The following is a 23,375-nucleotide window of genomic DNA, read 5'->3' on the forward strand; positions in this document are numbered from 1 at the left end:
TTAACCTAAAGATAATATTGACTACTTCCCCAGGAGTAATGGTTCCAGGACAACATCTGGTGAGATTAAGCAATCATATCTTACTCCCATTCTTTTCCTACCTTTCTTACATGATTCGCTACTATTTTATTTTTTTCAGCAGCATGGAATGGGCACTTTGTCCATTTTAGATCGAATGCAGCCACCTATTAGTTCGGGGGAAATCGGGTTGTTAGAAAAGATAAAAGTAATGAAAAAACACAGGCAGAAAACACATGGTCACATAGGTTATAGATGAAGTGTTAAAGGAGGATGAGTATGCGCTTTTGTTATATGGAGGGCATTGGAGAAAGCGATCTGATACTTCCACAGTGTATGCAAAATGATTTTAATGAAACAAATAAAACCATGACCTTCGCCTTCGGGGGGTTTAAAAAAGAAGTAAATGTCAAATTTTCCACTACTATTGGAAGTGAAATCATTGGGATCCATAGACAATTTGCCGAGACGTTTTCAATGTTATTTGAAGTGGATTTCAAGTGGAGGGTTGAACGGGATACCTTTTATGTTGGTCCCGTCATTGCTTTTATATTCAATAAACAGGCAAAAAAGATTACTTCAAAAAGGCTAAGGAAGCTGAAAAAATACACTGCTTGTTACAAGGATGTAGGCGGGCTGTTTATTATAGCCTCAGCAGATTCCATTGATTTTGAGAACAAAACAATCAATGGGTACTATTTTTATACAGGTGGTCCGGATATAAAAGGAACTTGGATGCCAGGCCGATTCCCTTTCCCGGAGGTGCTTTTTAGAAGAGGGAAAGCGGCAGCACTCGATCAATTATCAGAGTTGATGGATGGGAAAGCCTTTAACTATCCATTATTAAATAAATGGGAGCTTTATGATAAATTGTCTGATTCGCCTGAGGTCAGTCATTACTTTCCGGAAACGGTACAGCTGCAGGAAAAAGACAGAGTTGTCGGCATGCTTGGGAGGTTTAAATGTATATATTTAAAACCCGCTGGGGGAATGAAGGCGGCAGGGATTTATACCGTGACGCTGGAAGGAGATCAATATGCAGTTAAAAATGTAGGAAACCAAACAAAACATTTAGACTATGGAAATTTTACCGCTTTCCTGGAATCTCTTAATAATACGCCGTATATAGCACAGCAGCCAATCATGAACAGTGACCTTGATAGAAATATAGTGTTCAGGGTAATTCTCCAGAAAAACAAAGAAAAGACATGGAAATGCAGTGGAACTTATGCGCGAATAGGAGTTAAAGGGAGTATAGCTACAAACCGGGTCTTAACAGATTATTTTCTTCCTACTTCCCAAGCTTTGAGGGAGGTTTATAAGTTAAGCAAAAAAGCGGCGAGAGGGAAAAAGCAAGAGATAATTGGCATGTGTAAAAAAGTCTGTAGGGAGCTCGATGATAAGAACGTCCACTATGGAGATGTGGCTTTCGACGTCATGGTTGATTCCAATTTACGTGTATGGATTATTGAGCTTAATAACCGATCACATAATCATAACAGCCCTTTAAAAACTATTAAAGACCGCAAAATGTATAGGCGTGTAGTGGCTGCTCCATTGGTGTACGCCGGTGCATTGGCAGGGTTTTAAAAACGGGCATTTTTTTTAAAATCGTAAAAAAGAAGGTGCATCATGATCTCCTTTGAAGAGTTAATTAGCAAATGGCAAAAAACAAAGGTATTGATAAATAATCGTGAAATAAAGGGCTATATCCCCGAAACAAAGTGGCTAAATAAAAAAAATCTTATGAGTATGCTAGAAAAGCATCAAGCCGTATTTGTCAAACCTTCCCTCGGTACTGGAGGGAGCGGCATTATTAAGGTCCAAAAGGGCGAAGACGGAAAAGAACCAATTTATACGTATCATTATGTAAAAAAAATCAAAACATTTACGACATTTGGAAAACTATATTCATCGTTAAAAAGGAAGGTTGAGAAGATTCAAAAAACTAAAAAGCGGGCAAAGGGCCGGTATATGATTCAACAGGGCATCCCGCTGCTAAAATATGAAGACAGACTTTTCGATATAAGAGTCATTGTCCAGCTAAATAAGAAAACAAAAAAGTGGGAACCAGCAGGAATTGTAGCAAGAGCAGGGCATCCAGCAAAAATCGTGACGAACTACTCGAGTAGCGGAATCCCAATGCGGTATGAACAAGTCATGGGTTGCTTCCTTTCAGAGGAAGAAATTCCCGTATACCGAGAAAAGCTTGAAAAACTGGTGGTTAAAATGGCCAATCGATTATCCGAAAAGTGCAATCAACTTCAAATACTAGGTTTTGATATTGGATACGATGAAAACTTAAAGCCCTGGTTGATTGAGGTTAATCTTGAGCCTCGGTTTAAAAGTTTTAAAAAAACCGATATGGACACATATAAAAAAATCGAATCCAACTTTACAGGGTACCGTGGAGAGAGACCTGTGGAGTCCAAAACGAAAAGAAAAAGGAGTAAATGGACACTAAAGAATGTTTTGGAAAACCAAAGTGAGTTTCGCCAATTTGTTCCGGAAACAAAGTGGTTTAACCCCACAAACCTGTCAGATATGCTAGACAGGCACCGAATGGTATATGTCAAGCCCGACAATTGGAGTTTTGGCAGGGGTGTAATCAGAGTGGAGCGTGTGGAGAAAGAAGATGGTTCCAATGAGTATACGTTTCAGAGGAAGACGAGAATTTACACCTATGATACGTTTGCTGATTTATTTGCATCATTAGACAAAGAGATCAAAGATATAATGCAAAAGCGGAAAACAAAAAACAAAAAATATATTATTCAAAAGGGAATTCATTTATTAAAGTACGAAGGATGCATTTTTGATTTGCGGATCATGGTACAGCGGACCCCAGATCAGAAATATGAAGTCACTGGCATGCTAGGACGCGTGGCCGACCCGAAAAGAATTGTCACTAACTTCCACAGCAACGGAAAGGTATATCCTGTAGAACCCTTATTAGCTAAGCATATGAATGGCGAAGAATTGGTTGCATATAAGAACAAGCTCAGGAAACTCGGAGAACAAATTGGCCAATTATATAACTTGAATGCCATCGGACTCGACATTGGTTTAGATCGGGACTTTTTTCCCTGGATCATAGAGGTAAACATATGGCCAGATCCCTATGTATTTGATGAGCTAGAAGACAAAACTATGATCACCAGAATAATTGAGCTTCGTAACCACTGGAAGAAACTAGATATTTAAACGCTGCAACTGCTAAAAAGGACAATGAATTAAAAATTATATAAGATTAACTGAAAGAGCAGGAATAACAGCTGCTCTTTTTGAATTCAAATAAGATTCATTAAGCCAGATTGGGCGGGATGCAGAAGTTATCGCATTCCTATACCGGGAGGGCGATTATCTGATTTTTTAGTTTGGGTTGTGCTATGGAAGGATAATTTATTTAAAAATGTTTTATACTTTAAAAGGTAATAGGAGTACTGATTAACAGAATATTTTTACAAATAGCCAGGCTTTTTGTATAATGAACGGGCAAAGAGATGTGCAAGCTTTCTTACTATACTGCCTTGCATAAACCTATAAAAAGAAGGGGGTCAATCGTATGGCACAACAATTAGATGAAACATTGCAAATCCTAAAAGCACTTACCGATGCAAAGGGCATCCCTGGCAATGAGAGGGAAGTCCGCGAGGTTATGAAAGATTACATAGCGCCATATGCAGACGAAATCACCACTGACGGGCTTGGCAGCTTGATTGCCACAAAGACAGGCAAGGAAGGCGGACCGAAAATCATGGTAGCCGGCCATCTGGATGAAGTTGGCTTTATGGCTACACAAATCGATGAAAAGGGCTTTATTCGCTTCCAGCCTGTTGGCGGCTGGTGGGGCCAGGTCATGCTCGCCCAGCGTGTTACAATCGTTACCCGCAAAGGTGAGGTGACGGGTGTTATCGGGTCAAAGCCCCCTCATATCCTAACGGCCGAACAAAGGAAAAAGCCGGTCGAAATCAAGGATATGTTCATTGATATTGGTGCGACAAGCAGGGATGAGGCATCCGAGTGGGGAGTCCGCCCTGGCGATATGATCGTTCCTTACTTTGAATTCACTGTCATGAAAAACGAAAAGATGCTGCTTGCAAAAGCGTGGGATAATCGGATTGGCTGTGCGGTGGCCATTGATGTCCTGAAGCAGTTGAAAGATGTGGAGCATCCGAACGTGGTATATGGAGTTGGTACAATCCAGGAGGAAGTTGGCCTGCGCGGCGCAAGGACAGCAGCTGCTAAAATTGAGCCTGATATCGGCTTTGGCGTCGATGTCGGAATTGCCGGTGACACACCAGGGGTTACTGAGAAAGAAGCACTTGGAAAAATGGGTAAAGGCCCGCAAATCATTCTTTATGATGCATCAATGGTATCTCATAAGGGGCTTCGCGATTTTATCACTGATACCGCAGATGAGCTTAGCATTCCTTATCAATTCGATACGGTTCCTGGCGGCGGGACGGATGCTGGTGCCATCCATCTTTCGCATAACGGTGTCCCGGCGTTGGCTATTACAATTGCTACGAGATACATCCATTCTCATGCAGCGATGCTTCACCGCGATGATTATGAAAACACAGTCAAACTGATTGTTGAAGTTATTAAGCGGCTTGATGCAGAAACTGTAGAAAACATTAAATTGGGTTAATAGGAAAGCTCCCTGGCAATTGCCGGGGAGCTTTTGTGTGAATTTAAATGGCACGGCTTTGCAATTATTTCTTTAACCCGCCTTCAAGCGCCTCAAGCATTTCCTTTTTTTCTTCTTCGGAAGAGTTATTCCAAATGATTTCAAAAAGCACGCCAAGGCCCGGAAGCATTTTTTCTTCACCATTTTGAATGGCATCGACAATTGTATCCTCAAGCTCCTGCTGGGTATTGTTCGCAATATTATGGATGACAGCTGCACGTAAATTTAAATCCATGGTTTATCCCTCCTTTTTAATGTTCTTTACTATCTTTTTCTTTTCATGGTTTTAATATGTATTTGCAATAGGCTATAATTAGAAAATGAGTTTAGAGAAAGGCGGAAGAGAAAGTGAAGCACATCCAATCTGCCCAAAACCCACAGGTGAAACAATGGAAAAAACTTGCGATGAAAAAAGAGCGTGAGAGGACTGGCCTTTTTTTAGCAGAAGGGTTTCACTTGGTGGAGGAAGCACTTAAAGATTCAGGTACTGTAGTTGAACTAATTATTGCGGATGAAACCGATATTCCCCATCGAATGGATTATAAGGATACCCCGATTACAATCGTATCAAAGGAAATTTTCAAAAGCCTATCGGAAACCGAAACCCCCCAGGGAATTCTTGCTGTATGCAAGCAAGAATTCGTTAATGACAGCTTGGCTGATGCCAATACGTTTCTATTACTGGATGCTGTCCAGGACCCGGGGAATCTTGGAACAATGATACGGACTGCGGATGCAGCCGGTATTGACGCGGTCATAGTAGGGGCAGGCAGTGTTGATATTTACAATCCAAAGGTACTTCGTTCTGCACAGGGAAGTCATTTCCACCTGCCAGTTTTAACAGGAAAGCTTGATGAGTGGATCCCGAAGCTGAAGGCGAAGGGCATTGCGGTATACGGAACAGCACTGGAGAACGCCCGAACATATACAGATGCAGCGCCAGGCAGCACATTTGCCCTGCTGGTCGGAAATGAAGGCAACGGAGTGTCCAAACACCTGCTGTCTATTACGGATGACAATTTGTATGTTCCAATCTATGGGAAAAGTGAGTCTCTAAATGTTGCGGTTGCAGCCGGGATTCTCCTTTATTCCTTGAAAAATTCAGCAAACGTTTGAATCGCTGCGGAATTTACGCTATAATAGCAACTAAATTCATAATCGAAAAACAATGACGGAGAAGAGCACCTTCATTAAACCGCCTTTAAAGGGAAAAAGTGCCGAGACTGAAAGCATTTTTAGGGCAGGGAAGTGTGCGTTCACCTCCAGAGTTGACACCGGGACCATTCGCCAAGAATGTAAAGGTGTACCGGCTAAAATCCGTTATTTCAATGAAGTGAACACGAATGTGCATACATACGTTGTTAACAAGGGTGGTACCGCGATCACAAAGCCTCGTCCCTTTATTGGGAGGGGCTTTTTTGTGTGGAAAAGAGGCGGTGCTGCGCTAACAGGAAGGCTATAAGATTAAAGCTATGAAAGTAAAATTCCACTGGCTCTTAATATGAGAGGAACATTTGCTTATTGCCTACATTATCCCATGCGGATAACAATCGATGGATTCTAAATGAGGAGGAAAATCACATGCAGGAAAGACTTGCAGAATTGCAAACTGAAGCACTTGAAAAAGTTGAACAGGCACAAAATCTGAAGGAATTAAATGATGTCCGTGTTGCTTATCTCGGAAAAAAGGGACCAATCACCGAGGTGCTGCGCGGGATGGGCAAGTTATCCGCTGAGGAACGCCCGAAAATGGGTGCGCTCGTCAATGAAGTAAGGGGAGCGATCGAAGAGGCTATTTCTAGTAAGCAGGTACAGCTTGAAGAAGCAGCCGTCAATGAGCGCCTTGCCTCCGAAACAATTGATGTAACCCTGCCTGGCCGTCCGGTCAAGACAGGCAGCCCTCATCCTCTTACAAAAATTATTGAAGAAATCGAAGACCTTTTCATCGGAATGGGCTACCAAATTGCTGAAGGGCCGGAAGTCGAAAAGGATTACTATAACTTTGAAGCCCTAAATCTGCCAAAAGGCCATCCGGCTCGTGATATGCAGGATTCATTTTACATAACCGAAGATATCCTTATGCGCACCCACACATCCCCTGTCCAGGCTAGGACGATGGAAAAGCAGGGTGGAGTAGGGCCGATCCGAATCATCTGCCCGGGCAAGGTGTATCGCCGTGATAACGATGATGCGACTCACTCACATCAATTCACCCAGGTTGAAGGGCTTGTTGTTGGTGAAAACATCCGGATGAGCGACCTTAAAGGAACCCTTGCTGAGTTTTCTAAGAAAATGTTCGGTGAGGACAGGAAAATCAGGCTTCGCCCTAGCTTTTTCCCATTTACTGAGCCGTCAGTTGAAATGGACATTTCCTGTAAAATTTGCGGCGGTCATGGCTGCAGCGTCTGTAAGGGAACAGGCTGGATTGAAATTTTAGGCGCCGGGATGGTTCATCCGAACGTGCTTGAAATGGCTGGCTATGACTCTAAAAAATACACTGGTTTCGCTTTTGGAATGGGACCGGAGAGAATCGCGATGCTAAAGTACGGAATTGACGATATTCGCCATTTCTATACAAACGACATTCGTTTCCTTAAGCAGTTCTCAGAGCAGGAATAAATTTTTCAAGCATCAAGAGGCAGCTAAGCTTCCAGTGAGAGAATTGTTCCTATTGATTCCAAATAACTATCAGCGAGTGTCGCAACTGAAGGAAGGTTTATTTTAAAAAGGAGGTCCTATAAATGTTTGTTTCATATAAATGGCTTCTGGATTATGTTGATTTATCCGGAGTGTCAGCTAGTGAGTTAGCTGAAAAAATTACAAAAAGCGGGATTGAAGTTGAAGGTGTAGAAACCCTTAATGAAGGAATCAGCGGTGTCGTTATCGGGCATGTACTCCAGCGTGAACAGCATCCCAATGCTAATAAATTAAGCAAATGCCAAGTTGATATTGGAGAAGAAAACCCGGTTCAAATCATTTGCGGTGCTCCGAACGTGGCACAGGGTCAGAAAGTGGCTGTAGCTAAAACAGGTGCTGTTCTGCCAGGCAATTTTAAAATCAAGAAGGCGAAATTGCGCGGTGAGGAATCCAACGGAATGATTTGTTCACTTCAGGAGCTTGGAATGGAAGGGAAAATCGTCCCGAAAGAATATGCAGAGGGCATCTTCGTTTTCCCTGCTGACGCCGTACCTGGTGAAGACGCGATTGAGGCATTGAATAGGGATGACCAGGTTCTTGAATTGAGCCTGACACCCAATCGTGCAGATGCAATGAGCATGCTCGGTGTTGCCTACGAAGTGGCAGCCATTTTGGGCAGAGAGGTTAAGCTTCCTAAAACAAAGTTAAGTGAGTCAGATGAAAAAGCTTCAGATTATATTAAAGTTTCCGTTGAAGCACCAGAAGACAACCCGTTATATGTTGCAAAAGTAATTAAAAACGTTAAAATCGGTCCGTCTCCACTTTGGATGCAAACACGCTTGATGGCGGCTGGTATTCGACCGCACAACAATGTTGTCGACATTACCAACTACATCCTGCTTGAATATGGCCAGCCTCTTCATGCTTTTGATTATGACAGGTTTGGATCAAAGGAAATTCTTGTCCGCCGTGCGCGTGTTGGTGAAAGAATTGTTACCCTTGATGATGCAGAAAGAACGCTTACACCTGACCACCTTGTTATTACAAATGGCACAGAACCGGTTGCAATTGCTGGTGTAATGGGCGGAGCTAATTCAGAGGTAACCTCTGATACGACAACTGTCCTGCTTGAATCGGCTTATTTCACAGGAGGCACAATCCGCAAGGCTTCAAAAGACCATGGCCTGCGCAGTGAAGCAAGTTCCCGCTACGAAAAAGGAGTCGATCCTAACCGTGTACGTGCTGCTGGTGAACGCGCTGCAGCATTAATGGCAGAATACGCTGAAGGTGTGGTTCTGGAAGGGTCAGTTGAAGCCGATACTTTAAGTATTGAGCCTGCAGTTGTTACACTTAATACGGTAAAAATGAATTCATTCCTTGGAATGGAATTGACAATAACCGATGTTACCGAAATTTTTGCGCGGTTAGGCTTTGAAACGACTGTAGAAGGAACTGACGTCACTGTAACTGTTCCAACTCGTCGAGGGGATATCACCATTCCTGAGGACCTGTACGAGGAAGTATCTCGCCTATATGGCTATGACAACATCCCGCAAACCTTGCCTTCCGGCGAGCAGCTGGCAGGAAAGTTAACTCCATACCAGGCTAAGCGCAGGATTGTCCGGAATTACCTTGAAGGTGCGGGTCTATATCAGGCAATAACTTATTCGTTAACAAGTGAAGAAAAAGTTTCCCAATTTGCTCTTGAAAAAACAGAACCAATCAAGCTTGCCATGCCGATGAGTGAAGAGCGCAGCCAGCTTCGACTCAGCATTCTTCCTCAATTGCTTGAAGTGCTGAAATACAACGGTGCCCGCCAGGCAGACAGCCTTGCAGTCTATGAAGTAGGCGCAGTATTCCTTTCAAAAGGCGAAGAGCTGCCTGCCGAAGAGGAGCATCTTGCTGCGGCAATAACTGGCCTATGGCATTCACATCCATGGCAGGGAGAGAAGAAACCTGTTGATTTCTTTGTTCTAAAAGGCGTGGTTGAAGGCCTTACTGAAAAGCTCGGTCTTGGAGAACGAGTCACCTACGCGGCTGCTCAGCTGGATAACATGCATCCTGGCCGTACCGCTGAAATCCTGTTGGATGGAGTAAGAATCGGTTTTGTGGGCCAAGTTCATCCTACTTTGCAAAAAGAACTGGATTTAAAGGATACGTATGTACTTGAACTTAAGCTCGAAGCATTGCTTGAGGCGGATAAAGAACCACTGCACTACGAACCAATCCCACGTTTCCCTTCCATCACCAGGGATATTGCACTCGTCGTTGATACGGCAGCTGCGGCTGGAGACCTACGCAGTATTATCATTGAGAGCGGGACACCTCTTCTTAAGGAAGCTGACGTGTTTGACCTTTATGAAGGCGAGCACATGGAAGCGGGCAAAAAGTCGATTGCGTTCTCTTTGAAGTACTTTAATCCGGAGCGGACCCTTACGGATGAAGAGGTAACGAAGGTCCATAACAAGGTGTTAAGGGCATTGGAAGAAAAAGCAGGGGCAGTCCTGAGAGCTTAATGCATGAAAATACAAAAGAGTTGGGAGTTCATCTCCCAACTCTTTTTGCTTAAGGTAATAAGGTAGGGATTCTAATTGCCCCCAATTATACTGAAATAGTATCGAATAATGTACTGTTTAATGCCAAAACACTAGTGGTTGCTTCTTCTTTTGGCGACTAGATGCTTTGCTTTTTGAGTATTGGCAAAGTGAAGCTTCACAAATTTCGGAAGAGCCTGTTGCCCTTTTGTCAATATTAGCTTTGCAGCGGCTTCATCTACTTTTGGTCCAGCTCCTTTTGGTATTAGAAACCCTGCTTCCGCTGAAAGATTTTCAAAGTGCCGGATAAATGCATAGCGCGCAAGGATCGATGCTGCTGCAACGGATAAGTGCAACCCTTCAGCCTTTGTACTGAAAAAGACCTTGTCGCGGATAATTGCCTTCTGGCCTTTCAAATGGTTGTAATAAATCCCGGCCTCAGCAAATTGGTCAATTAAAATAGCATCTGGCATTTCAGGAGCTATTTTTTTAAGGACATGTCCGATAGCCTGGTTATGTAGAAGCGCCTTCAATTTGCCTTGAGACATACCTGACTGCTGCATCTCATTGTACTTTTCGTTATGGAGAGTCAGCAGGCTATAGGGAATCACATCTTTTATGTCCTTGGCGATTGCAATAATTTTTTCATCATTTAAGTCCTTTGAATCACGGACACCAAGTTCCTTTAGAAGCGGCAGATCCTGTTTCCGGGCATAGGCGGCGACAACAGTAATCGGCCCAAAGTAGTCACCGGTACCTACTTCATCTGAACCGATTACTGATAAAAGGTTGAAGCCAGCAGGCAGGTGTGAACCGGGAGCCGGCTTTTTTGCAGTAGTTTTTTTTGAGCCTGCGGCACTTGGGCTCGAAGCGGGATTTCCCCATTGAGCGGCTTCGTTTTCAGCGCCGGAACCCTGAAATAGTACTTTCCCTGATTTATAGGCAGTGACCATACAGGAAGGAGTTTTGGCTGCGAAAACACTGCCCTGCGGCAGCTTCTCTATAATAAAACGGGAATAGTGTTCCCTCAATTTATGGATTTGCTCAGTTGTTACGGTAATGACGGCAGTTCCCAAAACAGTGCACTCCTTTATGGTTTGTTGTCAGCTTATTGTAGCATACTTTTTACCAGTATTATCAGGCTTTACGGCTAGTTTTAGTGGATTAATCGCTGGTCAGATGGAGGAGATTAATCCACGAAACCCCATTTAGTGGATTAATCGTGGGTCGAGTGGAGGAGATTAATCTACGAAACCCCATTTAGTGGATTAATCGTCGTTCAGGATGAGGAGATTAATCCACGAAAAAAATGTAATAGATTAGTACAAAAAAATAGCGCAATATGACAAAATCCATGCTTGAAGCTGGGAAATAGTCGGTTACACTTTTACAGAAAAGCGGGTTCTGGTATTATAGGGATTAGGATTCTTTGAATGGAGGCAGTTATGTGTCAAATGTAAATAAAAATAGGACAACGGTCGATATATTTGGCCAGCAATATGTCATAATCGGTCCGGAAAGCTCAAGCCATGTCAGGCTGGTGGCATCACTGGTCGATGACAAAATGCGGGAAATCAGTTCCAAGAATCCTTCGTTAGATGTGAATAAACTGGCTGTTCTGACCGCGGTTAATGCTGTAAATGATTTTATTAAAATTAGAGACGAGCTGGAAAAGCTGAAATCAGAAACGGAAAGGGATAAGGGTTAAAGGGGAATGCTGGATTTAGCTATAATTCTTTTATTCATTATGGGTTTTTTTATCGGCCTAAAACGGGGTTTCATTCTGCAATTTATTCATTTAATTGGATTTATCGTTGCATACATAGTTGCTTATAAGTATTATGATATCCTCGCGCCAAGGCTCAAGCTATGGGTTCCATATCCGTCACTTGGTGAAACATCGCCACTTTCTGTTTTGACATCAGCAACAGGGGCGGAAGATGCTTTCTACCGGGCATTTGCTTTCATCGCTATATTCATCGCAGTAAAGGTGCTGATTCAGATCATCGGCGCAATGCTCGATTTTCTTGCCCACCTGCCAATTATAAAACATTTAAATATTTGGGCGGGGGGAGCACTTGGCTTCCTGGAAGTTTACTTGATTTTGTTTTTATTATTGTATATCGGGGCGCTTGTTCCGATGGGCTTCATTCAGGAGGCTATGAAGGATTCTGTCCTGGCTGAAGGTATGATCAAACACACTCCAGTTCTTTCACAGCAGCTCAAGGAATGGTGGATTGACAATATTGCTGCTTGAACTTCTCTGACAGCAGAGGAGTTTTTCTTTTCTGTTTGGCTGTGTTAAACAACATTGTTGATTTCCGCTCCAGGCGCTTCGCTTTCCACGGGCGGCCTGGGAGCCTCCTCGGCGCGAGCGCCTGTGGGGTCTCCCACTGACCTTTTCTCCCGTAGGAGTCTTCGCGCCTTCCGCTTCATCAACTCTTTTTAAAAACAACAATCTCCATTAACACAGCCTTCTGCTTAAAAAGTTTAGTTTAGTTGAACGGCGTTGCCACCAAGGAAAACTACTGAGAATAATCATCGCAGGGACAGGCGGCTCTTTGCCTGTCACAGGGCGCGTGCGGTTTATGTTGTTCAAATGGAACTTTTCGCTTGCTTAAACGTAATGAAGGGATGGTGGGTACTAACAATGGAAAAAAATAAAAAAGATGTAATTGGACTGCTTGAAACCATTGCTGTTTATATGGAACTTAAAGGGGAAAATCCGTTTAAAGTATCGGCTTTCAGGAAAGCAGCCTTTGCATTGGAAACAGATAATCGGAGCCTTTCCGGAATTACTGATTTTACAGCTATATCCGGTATAGGCAAAGGGACGGCTGCGGTAATAGAAGAATTTATTCAGGAAGGCAGCTCCTCCGTTCTTAAGGAATTGCAGGAAGAAGTCCCTGCAGGGTTAGTTCCGCTATTAAAGCTGCCAGGCCTAGGCGGTAAAAAGCTCGCCAAGCTCCATGATCTTCTCGGCATCGAGGATATCGCAGATCTGGAAGAAGCATGCCGGCTGCATAAAATTTCGGAATTACCGGGCTTCGGGAAAAAGTCCGAAGAGAAAATCCTGGCTGCCATCGAAAAAGCGGGCGAACGTCCAGAACGTCTTCCGCTAGCTTATATGCTGCCAATTGCCGCGAAAATTGAAATGCAACTATCTGAAATGAACGATATTGAAAAATTTTCAAGAGCCGGAAGTATTCGCCGATGGGCTGAAACAGTCAAGGACCTTGACTTCATCATTGCCACAAGCAACCCGGAATCGGTAAGGCAACAGCTACTGGGACTTCCGGATATAAAGGAAATTATCGGTGCAGGAGATACTAAGGTCTCGATCACCTTTGGGTTCGACTATGATATATCAGCCGATTTCCGGCTTGTTTCAAGTGATGAATATGCGACTGCCCTCCACCATTTTACCGGTTCAAAGGACCACAATGTTCGAATGAGGCAGCTTGCTAAGGAACGCGGGGAAAAGATCAGCGAATATGGGGTTGAAACAGAGTCGGGTGTAAAGACTTTTAATACAGAGGAAGAGTTTTACGCCTATTTCGGCTTGCCTTTCTTTCCTCCTGAAATTCGCGAAGATGGCACTGAAGTGGAGAAATACACACCGGAGTTCGGACTGGTTGGCGTTGAACAAATCCAGGGCGATCTTCATATGCACTCGACATGGAGTGATGGAGCCCACACAATTGAAGAGATGGCTGAAGCGTGCAGGGCAATGGGGTATAGCTATATCGCCATTACCGACCATTCACAATTTTTAAAGGTGGCCAATGGACTGACTCCGGAACGGCTCCGGGAGCAGAACGAAGATATACGCCGCCTAAATGCCAAATATAACGATTTCAAAATTCTCTCCGGAGTTGAGATGGATATCCTGCCAGATGGGACTCTCGATTATGACGACGAATTGCTTGGGGAACTTGATATCGTTATCGCATCAATCCATTCTGCCTTTTCACAGCCTCGGGAGAAAATCATGGCAAGGCTGAGAACGGCGCTTGAGAATCCACATGTCGATATAATTGCCCATCCTACTGGAAGGCTGATTGGACGCAGGGCTGGGTACGATGTTGATATTGACATGCTGCTGGACCTGGCAAAGGAAACAAATACGGCACTGGAGCTGAATGCAAATCCGCATCGGCTTGACCTTTCTTACGAATACTTGAAGAAAGCCCAGGAATTTGGCGTAAAGATTGCAATTAATACAGATGCCCACAAAGTAGCGATGTTGAACCATATGCAAATCGGAGTTGCCGCCGCCAGGAAAGGCTGGATTAAAGGCAGTTCAGTCCTGAATACGTATACTTTAGACGAACTGCTCCAATTTTTGCATCACCGTAATTGATAAATTAAGCTGCCACTGTATTCACAAAAACAGCAGCATACAGATAAAGGAGAGCTTCTCCATGCAGGAAAGAACAATGAAAGTCCTTGAGTTTTTCAAGGTCAGGGAACAGCTATCAGATTTTGCTTCATCCCCGCTCGGGCGTGATAAGCTGTCAAGGCTCGTTCCTTCAACGGACTATCACGAAGTTGAGCGTCTGCAGGAAGAAACGGATGAGGCGACGACCGCATTAAGGCTTAAGGGAAATGTGCCGCTTTCTGGCATTCATGATATCAGGGCCCATATTAAACGATCCGTTATTGGCGGAACTTTAAGTCCAATGGAACTAGTCCAGGTTGCCAGTTCAGTACATGCCAGCAGGCAAATCAAACGCTTTATAGAAAACCTGGATGATGAAAATAGCAAGGTCCCGCACCTGATAGGCTATACAAGCAGGATTGTTCCGCTTGCGAATCTTGAGCAGGCTATCAAAATGGCAATCGAAGAAAGCGGAGAAGTTCTTGATACAGCCAGTGAAACACTGAGGGCACTCCGCCAGCAACTGCGTTCGAATCAAGCAAGGGTTAGGGAAAAGCTTGAAAGCATGATCCGTTCATCAAATGCACAGAAAATGCTTTCCGATGCCATCATCACAATCCGAAATGACAGGTTCGTCATCCCGGTGAAGCAGGAATATCGGGCCCATTATGGCGGCATTATCCATGATCAAAGTTCATCCGGACAAACCCTGTTCATTGAGCCGCAAGTGGTCGTCCAACTCAATAATCAAGTGCAGGACATCAGGGTAAAGGAATCACTTGAAATTGAGAGAATCCTTGCCGAACTTTCTGCAAAGGTTGCTGACCATAGCTCTGAGTTAGAAGAAATAACCGAGGTGCTTGGCGAGCTTGATTTTATTTTTGCAAAAGCACGTTATGGCCGTTCGATTAAAGGATCTAAACCGAGGATGAACAATGAAGGCAGAATTGCTCTTTATAAGGCTCGCCACCCCTTAATTCGTGCCGATGTGGTTGTGCCGAATGATATCGTGCTTGGGAAGGATTTCACTACGATTGTCATTACAGGGCCCAATACGGGCGGAAAAACCGTTACTTTGAAAACGGTTGGTCTATGTACGCTCATGGCTCAGTCCGGTTTGCAGATTCCTGCTCTTGACGGCTCCGAGTTGGCCGTTTTCTCTGCGGTATATGCAGATATCGGCGACGAACAATCAATTGAGCAAAGCTTAAGTACATTCTCCTCACATATGGTCAATATCGTCGACATCCTGAATAAGGCGGATGGCAACAGCTTTGTCTTATTCGATGAGCTTGGTGCCGGAACAGACCCGCAGGAGGGAGCTGCCCTGGCGATCTCCATTCTTGATGAAGTGCACAGTCGCGGGACTCGGGTGATTGCGACGACTCACTACCCTGAATTGAAGGCTTATGGCTACAACCGGGAAGGTGTAATGAATGCAAGTGTCGAGTTTGACATTGAGACATTGAGCCCGACCTACAGGCTTCTGCTTGGGGTGCCCGGACGAAGCAATGCGTTTGAAATTTCCAAGCGGCTCGGCTTGAATGAGAACGTCATAGCCAGCGCAAGATCGCATGTTGGCGAGAATAGCTCGCAAATCGATAAAATGATTTCATCATTGGAAACAAGCAGGCGTGAAGCCGAGGAAGAACTGGCTGATGCCCATGATCTTTTGCGCCAGGCTGAAAAGCTGCATTCCGACCTTCAAAAGCAGGTTGTCGAGTATTATGACCAGAAGGATGCATTGATGGAAAAAGCGGCCGAGAAGGCTCGCAAAATTGTTGAAAATGCAACCCGTGAAGCAGAAGACATTATCGCCGATCTCAGAAAAATGCGCTTAGAAAAGAATGCGGAAATCAAAGAACATGAACTGATTGATGCAAGGCAGCGGTTGGCCGGAGCCGCACCAGAGGTGAAGAAGACAGAAAAACCGGGTGCGAAGAAAGCAGCGAAGCATACTTTAAAACCAGGGGATGAAGTAAAGGTACTCACCTTTGACCAGAAGGGAACCCTGATTGAAAAGTCTTCGAATAATGAATGGCAGGTCCAAATCGGTATCCTGAAAATGAAAGTGGCTGAAAAGGACCTGGAGTATATTAATGTACCTAAGCCGAAGGAGATCAAGCCGATGGCGATTGTCAAAGGGCGCGATTCACATGTAGGCCTTGAATTGGATTTACGTGGTGAACGTTATGAAGATGCCTTGATGAAAGTAGAAAAATACATCGACGACGCACTATTGGCCGGCTACCCTAGGGTTTCAATCATCCATGGCAAGGGGACAGGCGCATTAAGGCAGGGAGTCCAGGAATATCTTCGCAACCACCGTTCAGTCAAAAAAATACGGTTTGGCGATGCAGGTGAAGGCGGAACTGGAGTAACGATAGCAGAGTTTAAATAAATTCGGGGAGAATACCGGTATGGATCAATTCTGGCAAAATGAATATATTCAAATTGCAGCCTATTATAGTGTCGTTGTCCTCTTCCTGGTCTTATCCCTTGCTGTATTTGAGTTGGTAACCAAGTATGACAACTGGGAAGAAATCAAAAAAGGGAATATGGCTGTAGCCATGGCGACAGGCGGAAAAATCCTTGGGATTGCAAACATATTCCGCTACGCCATCCTTGAACATAGTTCTGTCCTATCAATGATTGGCTGGGGTGTGTATGGCTTTGCGCTCCTTCTTTGCGGATATTTCATTTTCGAGTTCCTGACCCCGAAGTTCAATGTGGATCAGGAAATTGAGAAAGGCAACATGGCCGTTGGTTTTATTTCAATGGTTATTTCTATCGGATTATCGTTTATTATCGGATCCGGTATTTAAAGCGAGGTAAAGTAAAGTGGAAACACTGGGGAAGGTATTACTGGCTCTTTGTGGCCTCTTTTTCCTGATTGGCGTAATTTATATGGCGTTTTTTGCATAAGGTGAGCCGCTGTCCCAAAGGGTTGTTGAATGACGACTTTTTTGGGGCAGCTTTTATTTTTTGAAGATTGCTTTTTGGTTTTTAATGAATTTCAGCACATTCTGGGGTGGGTTTATCTCTGTTCTAAACTAGGAGGACGGCCTACTATGGGATGAGTTTTATATTCATTTGAAGAACAAGCTGGCCAATGTTAGTTTACGAATATATAAAAATACATTCTTTTTGGTTATTTGTTGTGATGCTTAAAAAGGAAACTTTCTTATTTTTTATGCAGTAACTTTTTTTGATTGAAGCGGAAGGCGCGAGACTCGTTCGAAAATGCAAAGACCGCATTTTCTCCTGCGATGTATTTTCGGGGGAGGATATTCAACGTCCTGCGGGAAAAGCGGGTCATGGGGAGACCCCACAGGCGCTTAAAGCGCAGAGGAGACAGAAAAGCGAGGCGACTGCCCAGCTCCGACAAGCGCTCCTCGAAAATGCAAAAAACGCATTTTCTTCGTGCGATGTCTATGCTTCCGAAGCATACTCTTGTGGGGGGCCTGAAGCAGAAGTGGCTCTTTCACTTCAGCTGAGGGACCATAGCGACCTCGAGGAGCTAGGAGCCGCAGCTAGACAGGGCTTCCCGACCGCCCGCGGAAAGCGAAGCGCCTAGAGCGGAAATCCACTGATACTAATTAACCAACAAAAAATGGCGCCAATAAGTACTATTGGAACAGCCTTATTTTTTCGCCCTTATAAATAATTTGTACAGCTCTCTAATCCTATTTTCATAGGTCAATATATTCTGTTTGTCGTATTGGCATGAATAGATTATAATAGTGGGAAGAGAAAAGAAAGAATTTTAAAAAAATTCACCAATAAGGAGGCGCTTATGAACGAAACCAAACCGTGGTTAAAACATTATCCCGAAGAGATACCAGCGGTGCTAGATTATCCTACAGATCCGCTGCATGAGTATTTACTGAAGGCTGCTGATGAGTTTCCAGATAAAACAGCAATTCACTTTATGGGTAAGAACCTTACATTCAGCGAAGTAAGAGAGTCGGCTCAGAAATTGGCATCCTACCTTCAGTCTATAGGAATTGGCAAAGGGGATCGTGTCGCAGTGATGCTGCCTAATACACCCGCGGCAGTGATTAGCTTCTTCGGGATTTTAATGGCAGGCGGTATCGTAGTTCAGACGAATCCCCTGTACACAGAACGCGAGCTTGAATACCAAATGAAGGATTCCGGTGCTCTTGCTATTGTTACCCTCGATATTTTGTACCCGCGTGTTTCAAAGGTCATGAAGCAGACTAATTTAAAACACATAATTGTAACCGCTATCAAAGACTATCTCCCATTCCCGAAAAACCTAATTTACCCATTCATCCAGAAAAAACAGTACGGGATAGTTGTAAATGTAAAGCACGAAGGCAGTGACCATCTGCTCACCGAAATCATGAAACGGCCAGCTGGCCCAATTGAGGCCTTTCCATTTGATTTTGAAGAAGATCTTGCACTCCTTCAATATACCGGAGGAACAACAGGCTTCCCAAAGGGTGTCATGCTGACGCATAAAAACCTTATTGCAAACACAACCATGTGCAGAAAGTGGATGTATAAGTGTCAGAGGGGGAAAGAAAGGGTACTGGGGATTTTGCCATTGTTCCATGTATACGGGATGACAACGGTCCTCCTTCTTTCCATAATCGAAGCCAATGAAATCATTCTTATGCCAAAATTTGATGTAGAGGATACACTGAAAACAATCCAAAAGAAAAAGCCGACACTCTTCCCGGGTGCCCCAACAATTTATATAGGATTATTGAACCATCCCGATATTCAAAAATACGACCTCTCATCCATTGATTCCTGTATAAGCGGCTCGGCACCGCTACCGGTTGAAGTACAGGAGAAATTTGAAAAAGTAACGGGTGGAAAACTTGTTGAAGGGTATGGCCTGACAGAATCGTCACCTGTAACCCATTCTAATTTCCTCTGGGACCGCCCGAGGGTAAAAGGAAGTGTTGGCGTACCATGGCCAGATACTGACGCGGCCATCCTTTCCATGGAGAATGGCGAGCGGCTGCCCGCAGGTGAAATTGGTGAAATTGCCGTAAGAGGTCCCCAGGTCATGAAGGGCTATTGGAACCGCCCTGAGGATACGGCAATGACGCTGAAGGATGGATGGCTTTTGACTGGTGACCTCGGTTATATGGATGAAGATGGATACTTCTATATTGTCGATCGGAAAAAGGATATGATCATTGCAGGCGGCTTCAACATCTATCCGCGTGAAATTGAGGAAGTTCTCTACGAACATCCAGATGTCCAGGAAGTTGTAGCGGCAGGTGTACCAGACCCATACCGCGGGGAAACGGTTAAGGCGTATGTAGTCGCAAAAGAAGGAGCTACCCTGACTGAAAAGGATCTCGATGAATTTGCCAGAAAGCACCTTGCTTCATTTAAAGTCCCGCGTATTTATGAATTCAGAAAAGAACTTCCAAAAACCGCTGTCGGAAAAATCCTCAGGCGTGCACTGATTGATGAGGAAAAAAGAAAGCTTGTCGAGGAAGAACAGAAGCATGCCTAAAGAGGGGCCGCTTATGCGGCTTCTTGTTTTATGTAGAAAATGAAACTTAAAAGTATCCGTCACTGTGGCAGTAAATGTGATTGATTTTAGTTTATGTTATGATAGTGAGGGAAAGTTCAATTAGGAACAGTGCAGGAGGCTTGACAGGTAAAGAGCCGGGGATTTAAAATAAAATTATGAATGAATGGTCATTCATTTTAAAAAACGTATTTTTTCTTCAAGGAGGAGGGATCGGGGTTGAAGAAAAATAAACCAAAATACATGCAAATCATTGATGCCGCCGTTGTTGTAATAGCGGAACATGGCTATCACCAGGCCCAAGTCTCAAAGATTGCCAAGCAGGCTGGCGTGGCGGACGGTACGATTTATTTGTATTTTAAAAACAAGGAAGATATCCTGATTTCTTTATTTGAAGAAAAGATGGGAACCTACATAGAAAAAATTGAGGCGATGATGGCAGGAAAAGGGACGGCCGCAGAGAAGTTATTACTGTTGGTGAATTCCCATTTCAATTTGCTGTCGACAGATCATCATCTTGCCATTGTTACCCAGCTGGAGCTCAGGCAATCCAACAAGGAACTTCGCCATCGGATCAATGAAGTTCTGAAGGGGTACCTTCAGGTCATTGATAAAATACTGGCTGAAGGCAAAAACAATGGTGAATTTTCTGACGGGCTTGATGTTAGGCTTGCACGGCAAATGATCTTTGGGACAATTGATGAAACCGTGACTTCCTGGGTAATGAATGAACAGAAGTATGATTTAAATGCGTTAAGCGGCCCTGTTCATAGATTGCTGCTTAATGGGATTAGCAGTAATGGCAAGTAAGGAGGAATTGACGATGGAATTTTTAAAATGGACCGATGACGGCGGGATTGCAACAATCTCCATAGCCCGTCCGCCAGCAAATGCGCTCTCCTCGGGAGTTCTGAAGGAACTAGCTTCGGTACTGGATGAAGTCGAACCAAGAAACGACATCAGGGTGCTTCTTATTCATGGAGAAGGACGGTTCTTCTCCGCAGGGGCGGATATTAAAGAGTTTACTAGCATCAAATCGGAAAGCGACTTCGCTTCACATGGCAAGCTTGGCCAAGACCTTTTTGAGAGAATGGAAAGATTCCCGAAACCAATCATTGCGGCCATCCATGGTGCGGCATTGGGAGGCGGACTTGAACTTGCGATGGCCTGCCATATCAGGCTGGTCAGTGAAACAGCCAAGCTCGGTCTTCCTGAGCTGCAGCTGGGACTTGTTCCGGGATTTGCTGGAACACAAAGGCTGCCTCGATATGTTGGCTTTGCACGCGCTGCGGAAATGATGTTTACATCTGAACCGATTACAGGCCTTGAAGCAGTCCACTATGGACTTGCCAACCACGCATATCCGGAAGCTGAACTGATGGAGCATGCTTTTACACTGGCAAAAAAGATTGCCAAAAAGAGCTCTGGTTCTTTGAAGGCAGCGATTGAGCTTCTGAACTACTCTAAATCGGAACAGTTTTATGAAGGTGTAAAACGTGAAGCCGGCCTGTTCGGCGAGGTGTTTATGTCCGAAGATGGCAAGGAAGGCATCCAGGCTTTTATTGAAAAGCGGGAGCCGAATTTTAAAGGATAAAATGATAATCCTGCAGGGCACAAGGCCCTGCGGGGATATCCATACAGGGATTTTTTTGTCCCGATTTTTTTCAATCTTTAGAAGAATGAATTTTGGGAGGGAAAACGGCATGAATATTTTTGTATTAATGAAAAGAACGTTCGATACTGAAGAAAAAATTTCAATATCGGGTGGCAAAATCAACGAGGATGGAGCCGAATTCATCATCAACCCGTACGATGAATATGCAATTGAGGAAGCAATCCGTGTCAGAGATGCACAGGGTGGCGAAGTAACTGTTGTATCGGTTGGCTCTGAGGAAGCTGAAAAGCAGCTCCGAACTGCTCTAGCGATGGGTGCGGATAAAGCGGTCCTTATCAATACCGAGGATGACGTAGAAAATGGCGACCAGTTTACAACAGCAAAAATCCTCGCAGAATTTTTAAAGGACAAAGAAGCTGACCTAATCCTTGGTGGCAATGTCGCAATTGACGGAGGATCAGGACAGGTTGGGCCTCGTGTAGCCGAATTGCTCGATATTCCATACGTCACAACAATCACTAAACTCGAAATTAACGGCGGCACTGTGACTGTAACCCGTGATGTTGAAGGTGACTCCGAGGTTGTCGAAACGTCATTGCCATTGCTTGTCACTGCTCAGCAAGGGCTCAACGATCCGCGCTATCCTTCGCTTCCAGGAATTATGAAGGCGAAAAAGAAACCACTTGAAGAATTGGAATTAGATGATCTTGACCTAGAAGAGGACGATGTTGAAGCGAAGACAAAGACGATTGAAATTTATCTGCCGCCTAAGAAAGAGGCAGGGCGCGTCCTTCAAGGTGAGCTTGCTGACCAGGTGAAAGAACTAGTCCAGCTTTTGCATAGCGAAGCAAAAGTAGTTTAATAGAGGGGGAAAGAGTTATGGCGAGAAAAGTTTTGGTATTGGGCGAAGTTCGTGACGGTTCGTTAAGGAATGTTACGTTCGAAGCCATTGCAGCGGGTAAAAGAGTAGCAGAAGGCGGAGAAGTAGTTGGGCTTCTTATTGGCGAAAGTGTAAGCGCTTTAAGTGGAGAGCTTTTCCAATATGGAGCGGACAGGGTTGTCGTTGTAGAAGATGCAAAGCTTAAAAATTACACACCGGACGGTTATTCCCAGGCATTATTGGCAGTCGTTGATGCCGAGAGCCCTGAAGGCATCATTTTTGGCCACACCGCACAAGGTAAGGACTTGGCGCCAAAAGTTGCCGCAAAGCTTGGCAGCGGACTTGTTTCAGATGTAACTGACCTTGAAGCGGCGGGTGGAAATCTTGTGTTTACAAGGCCGATCTATTCAGGAAAGGCATTTGAAAAGAAAATTGTGACAGATGGTATCATATTTGCTACCATCCGCCCTAATAATATTGCTCCACTTGAGAAAAATGATGGAGCAAGTGGAAATGCTGAATCAGTCGCTGTTGAAATCAAAGATCTAAGGACGATTGTAAAGGAAGTTGTCAGGAAAGCAACCGATGGTGTCGACCTTTCTGAAGCGAAAGTAGTCGTTGCTGGCGGCCGCGGTGTTAAGAGTGCGGATGGATTCGAGCCATTGAAGGAGCTCGCGCAGGTGCTTGGCGGTGCAGTTGGTGCATCCCGTGGGGCATGCGATGCCGACTATTGCGATTACTCGCTGCAAATCGGCCAAACTGGTAAGGTAGTTACACCTGACTTATACATTGCCTGCGGTATTTCCGGTGCCATCCAGCACTTAGCCGGAATGTCCAACTCAAAAGTCATCGTAGCCATCAACAAAGATCCTGAAGCCAACATCTTCAAAGTCGCAGATTATGGGATTGTCGGAGACCTGTTCGAAGTAGTCCCAATCCTGACAGAAGAATTCAAGAAATTAAAAGTTCATTCATAATAAGTAATGGGCGGGTGGTGAAAACCATCCGTTTTTTTTAAGTACGTTTGTTTGAATATTCTGCACTTAGAGAATTAATTTGAAAACCGCTGAATTAATTTAAAAACTGTTCGAATTAATGA

The 23,375-nt window shown here is 44.3% G+C and carries 18 protein-coding genes; 16 read left to right on the plus strand and 2 right to left on the minus strand.

Annotated elements, in window-relative coordinates:
- Nucleotides 1–297 precede the first annotated feature (297 nt).
- From TY16_RS23620 to TY16_RS23630, 3 genes are all read left to right on the plus strand, one after another.
- Nucleotides 298–1,608: a YheC/YheD family endospore coat-associated protein gene (locus TY16_RS23620; protein WP_043934160.1), complete on the plus strand. Its 1,311-nt coding sequence runs from the start codon at nt 298–300 to the stop codon at nt 1,606–1,608.
- A 42-nt stretch (nt 1,609–1,650) separates the two neighbouring features.
- Nucleotides 1,651–3,222 carry a YheC/YheD family protein gene (locus TY16_RS25460; protein ID WP_052342847.1) on the plus strand — a complete coding sequence of 524 codons (1,572 nt, stop codon included), beginning with the start codon at nt 1,651–1,653 and terminating at the stop codon, nt 3,220–3,222.
- A 361-nt stretch (nt 3,223–3,583) separates the two neighbouring features.
- Entirely contained in the window at nt 3,584–4,672 is a 1,089-nt protein-coding gene (locus tag TY16_RS23630; RefSeq protein ID WP_043934161.1) for a M42 family metallopeptidase, read from the plus strand.
- Between the two features lie 64 nt (nt 4,673–4,736).
- On the opposite strand, the gene sspI is transcribed toward TY16_RS23630, so the two are convergent.
- Complete coding sequence (gene sspI / locus TY16_RS23635; protein ID WP_043934162.1) at nt 4,737–4,946, minus strand: small acid-soluble spore protein SspI; 210 nt, start codon at nt 4,944–4,946, stop codon at nt 4,737–4,739.
- A gap of 113 nt (nt 4,947–5,059) precedes the next feature.
- Between sspI and TY16_RS23640 the strand changes: the two genes are divergently transcribed.
- The 3 genes from TY16_RS23640 to pheT all read left to right on the plus strand — a co-directional run bounded on the left by TY16_RS23640 (nt 5,060) and on the right by pheT (nt 9,864).
- Nucleotides 5,060–5,827 carry a TrmH family RNA methyltransferase gene (locus TY16_RS23640; protein WP_043934163.1) on the plus strand — a complete coding sequence of 256 codons (768 nt, stop codon included), beginning with the start codon at nt 5,060–5,062 and terminating at the stop codon, nt 5,825–5,827.
- Nucleotides 5,828–6,292: 465 nt separating this feature from the next.
- Nucleotides 6,293–7,330, plus strand: a complete 1,038-nt coding sequence (pheS, locus tag TY16_RS23650) for a phenylalanine--tRNA ligase subunit alpha (protein WP_043934165.1) — start codon at nt 6,293–6,295, stop codon at nt 7,328–7,330.
- A gap of 122 nt (nt 7,331–7,452) precedes the next feature.
- Nucleotides 7,453–9,864, plus strand: a complete 2,412-nt coding sequence (pheT, locus tag TY16_RS23655) for a phenylalanine--tRNA ligase subunit beta (RefSeq protein WP_043934166.1) — start codon at nt 7,453–7,455, stop codon at nt 9,862–9,864.
- Between the two features lie 131 nt (nt 9,865–9,995).
- Here the strand turns inward: pheT and rnhC are convergent, their stop codons facing one another.
- Nucleotides 9,996–10,958, minus strand: a complete 963-nt coding sequence (gene rnhC / locus TY16_RS23660) for a ribonuclease HIII (RefSeq protein ID WP_043934167.1) — start codon at nt 10,956–10,958, stop codon at nt 9,996–9,998.
- Nucleotides 10,959–11,329: 371 nt separating this feature from the next.
- On the opposite strand from rnhC, the gene zapA reads away from it, so the two are divergent.
- The 10 genes from zapA (at nt 11,330) to TY16_RS23715 (ending at nt 23,253) form a co-directional block, all read left to right on the plus strand.
- Nucleotides 11,330–11,590, plus strand: coding sequence for a cell division protein ZapA (gene zapA, locus TY16_RS23665; RefSeq protein ID WP_043934168.1), 261 nt, complete (start codon nt 11,330–11,332; stop codon nt 11,588–11,590).
- Between the two features lie 6 nt (nt 11,591–11,596).
- Nucleotides 11,597–12,139 (plus strand): CvpA family protein, encoded by a 543-nt coding sequence (locus tag TY16_RS23670; RefSeq protein ID WP_043934169.1) that lies wholly within the window; start codon nt 11,597–11,599, stop codon nt 12,137–12,139.
- 393 nt (nt 12,140–12,532) lie between these two features.
- Nucleotides 12,533–14,245 carry a DNA polymerase/3'-5' exonuclease PolX gene (gene polX / locus TY16_RS23675; protein WP_043934170.1) on the plus strand — a complete coding sequence of 571 codons (1,713 nt, stop codon included), beginning with the start codon at nt 12,533–12,535 and terminating at the stop codon, nt 14,243–14,245.
- Nucleotides 14,246–14,306: 61 nt separating this feature from the next.
- Entirely contained in the window at nt 14,307–16,664 is a 2,358-nt protein-coding gene (locus tag TY16_RS23680; RefSeq protein ID WP_043934171.1) for an endonuclease MutS2, read from the plus strand.
- A gap of 19 nt (nt 16,665–16,683) precedes the next feature.
- Nucleotides 16,684–17,088 (plus strand): DUF350 domain-containing protein, encoded by a 405-nt coding sequence (locus TY16_RS23685; protein WP_043934172.1) that lies wholly within the window; start codon nt 16,684–16,686, stop codon nt 17,086–17,088.
- Nucleotides 17,089–18,059: 971 nt separating this feature from the next.
- The gene (locus TY16_RS23695) at nt 18,060–19,763 is read left to right on the plus strand and encodes an AMP-binding protein (RefSeq protein ID WP_043934174.1); all 1,704 of its coding nucleotides are present in this window, start codon (nt 18,060–18,062) and stop codon (nt 19,761–19,763) included.
- A gap of 237 nt (nt 19,764–20,000) precedes the next feature.
- Nucleotides 20,001–20,591 carry a TetR/AcrR family transcriptional regulator gene (locus tag TY16_RS23700; RefSeq protein ID WP_043934175.1) on the plus strand — a complete coding sequence of 197 codons (591 nt, stop codon included), beginning with the start codon at nt 20,001–20,003 and terminating at the stop codon, nt 20,589–20,591.
- Nucleotides 20,592–20,604: 13 nt separating this feature from the next.
- Nucleotides 20,605–21,375, plus strand: coding sequence for an enoyl-CoA hydratase (locus TY16_RS23705; RefSeq protein WP_043934176.1), 771 nt, complete (start codon nt 20,605–20,607; stop codon nt 21,373–21,375).
- 109 nt (nt 21,376–21,484) lie between these two features.
- On the plus strand, nt 21,485–22,258 hold the full coding sequence (locus TY16_RS23710; protein WP_043934949.1) for an electron transfer flavoprotein subunit beta/FixA family protein: 774 nt from the start codon (nt 21,485–21,487) through the stop codon (nt 22,256–22,258).
- 17 nt (nt 22,259–22,275) lie between these two features.
- On the plus strand, nt 22,276–23,253 hold the full coding sequence (locus tag TY16_RS23715) for an electron transfer flavoprotein subunit alpha/FixB family protein (RefSeq protein ID WP_043934177.1): 978 nt from the start codon (nt 22,276–22,278) through the stop codon (nt 23,251–23,253).
- Nucleotides 23,254–23,375 lie beyond the last annotated feature (122 nt).

Origin of the sequence: Bacillus sp. EB01 (assembly GCF_000613125.1) — a bacterium.
In the GTDB taxonomy this organism is placed as follows: Bacteria; Bacillota; Bacilli; order Bacillales; family Cytobacillaceae; genus Bacillus_D.

Coding starts and splice junctions, on each gene's coding strand:
- TY16_RS23620 (WP_043934160.1), top strand. CDS start 298: ATGCGCTTTTGTTATATGGAGGGCATTGGAGAAAGCGATCTGATACTT.
- TY16_RS25460 (WP_052342847.1), top strand. CDS start 1,651: ATGATCTCCTTTGAAGAGTTAATTAGCAAATGGCAAAAAACAAAGGTA.
- TY16_RS23630 (WP_043934161.1), top strand. CDS start 3,584: ATGGCACAACAATTAGATGAAACATTGCAAATCCTAAAAGCACTTACC.
- sspI (WP_043934162.1), bottom strand. CDS start 4,946: ATGGATTTAAATTTACGTGCAGCTGTCATCCATAATATTGCGAACAAT.
- pheS (WP_043934165.1), top strand. CDS start 6,293: ATGCAGGAAAGACTTGCAGAATTGCAAACTGAAGCACTTGAAAAAGTT.
- pheT (WP_043934166.1), top strand. CDS start 7,453: ATGTTTGTTTCATATAAATGGCTTCTGGATTATGTTGATTTATCCGGA.
- TY16_RS23670 (WP_043934169.1), top strand. CDS start 11,597: ATGCTGGATTTAGCTATAATTCTTTTATTCATTATGGGTTTTTTTATC.
- polX (WP_043934170.1), top strand. CDS start 12,533: ATGGAAAAAAATAAAAAAGATGTAATTGGACTGCTTGAAACCATTGCT.
- TY16_RS23680 (WP_043934171.1), top strand. CDS start 14,307: ATGCAGGAAAGAACAATGAAAGTCCTTGAGTTTTTCAAGGTCAGGGAA.
- TY16_RS23685 (WP_043934172.1), top strand. CDS start 16,684: ATGGATCAATTCTGGCAAAATGAATATATTCAAATTGCAGCCTATTAT.
- TY16_RS23695 (WP_043934174.1), top strand. CDS start 18,060: ATGAACGAAACCAAACCGTGGTTAAAACATTATCCCGAAGAGATACCA.
- TY16_RS23705 (WP_043934176.1), top strand. CDS start 20,605: ATGGAATTTTTAAAATGGACCGATGACGGCGGGATTGCAACAATCTCC.
- TY16_RS23710 (WP_043934949.1), top strand. CDS start 21,485: ATGAATATTTTTGTATTAATGAAAAGAACGTTCGATACTGAAGAAAAA.
- TY16_RS23715 (WP_043934177.1), top strand. CDS start 22,276: ATGGCGAGAAAAGTTTTGGTATTGGGCGAAGTTCGTGACGGTTCGTTA.